The sequence below is a fragment of the Synechococcus sp. R55.7 genome (assembly GCF_047461955.1).
Classification (GTDB): Bacteria; Cyanobacteriota; Cyanobacteriia; order Thermostichales; family Thermostichaceae; genus Thermostichus.
Genome location: NZ_JANSIC010000394.1, coordinates 1 through 988 on the forward strand (window position 1 = coordinate 1; position 988 = coordinate 988).

Genomic DNA, 988 nt, shown 5'->3' on the forward strand with positions numbered 1-988 from the left:
CCAGCGCGGTTTCCGGCAGAACATCGCCGGGCAACTGTACCTGTGGCCCTCTGAGCTGGCAGGATCCCAGGAGCCAAGAGCCCCCCACCGCCATCAACGTAAGGGAGAGAGGACGAAACCGGCACTGAAGTTGGGTCTTCATATCACACCTGCGACGAGCCGTCCTCTTGAGGATAGGCGATGGACTCAGAGCCTGTCTGTGATCGCAGCCTCATACATCGGAATATGTAGAAATTGTTACTTTGGCCGGGCGCGAGCGACCAACTCATCCACGTACTCGTTCCAGCGCAACCCTTCGTGAGCCTGGATCCAAACCACCTGCACCTGAGGGCACTGCTGCTTTAGTTGATACAGTTCCTGAACCAGATCCAAGTTTTCCACCGGCCCGGTGCGCCGCCGCCACCCCTGCGCTGCCCAGCGATCCATCCAGTCGTTGTAGGTCTGTACGCAAAGGTGGGAGTCGCTGTAGATGGTATTTACGCCGTTGCCCTGGGTGTGGCGGCAATATTGCAAGGCCCGGATGAGGCCGGTCAACTCCATGCGGTTGCTGGTGCTATCGGGATCCCCTCCCCAAAACTCTTCCACAACCCGATCATCTTGAACCACCACCACGGCCCATCCCCCTGGCCCCGGATTGGGAGAACATCCCCCGTCGGTGAAGATGCCACTGTGGGGGCAGGCAACCAGACGGCTGGGGCCCGCTCCTTTGCGGCTGTGCATCCGCGAAACCTTGGCCATGGTGCTCATCCGGCGCTAACGGCAACATTTGGGATCCCGGCTCGACAACAGACACTGCATCTTATTGCAGAAGGGCGTGCCGGCACCACTGTTTAGTGTATTCAGCTTCAGAAAAGCTTTGTTTCACACTATTAGCAGCATAAACCCCGTCAACATCAGCTTACGTGACACTGACGCACAAGGTTAAAAACAGTACGAACAAAAACCCCCAGAAAATCTGGGGGAGGAGTGGTGTGTTGAGGTGATGAAT

1 protein-coding gene is annotated in these 988 nt (G+C 57.2%); it reads right to left on the minus strand.

What is annotated here, in order from left to right; genetic code table 11:
* Positions 1–237: 237 nt before the first annotated feature.
* Entirely contained in the window at positions 238–738 is a 501-nt protein-coding gene (locus NW820_RS12720; protein WP_414407684.1) for a ribonuclease H family protein, read from the minus strand.
* Positions 739–988 lie beyond the last annotated feature (250 nt).

What these genes read in the sequence shown, in the direction of transcription:
- NW820_RS12720 (WP_414407684.1), bottom strand. Translation starts at nt 738, where the DNA reads ATGGCCAAGGTTTCGCGGATGCACAGCCGCAAAGGAGCGGGCCCCAGC.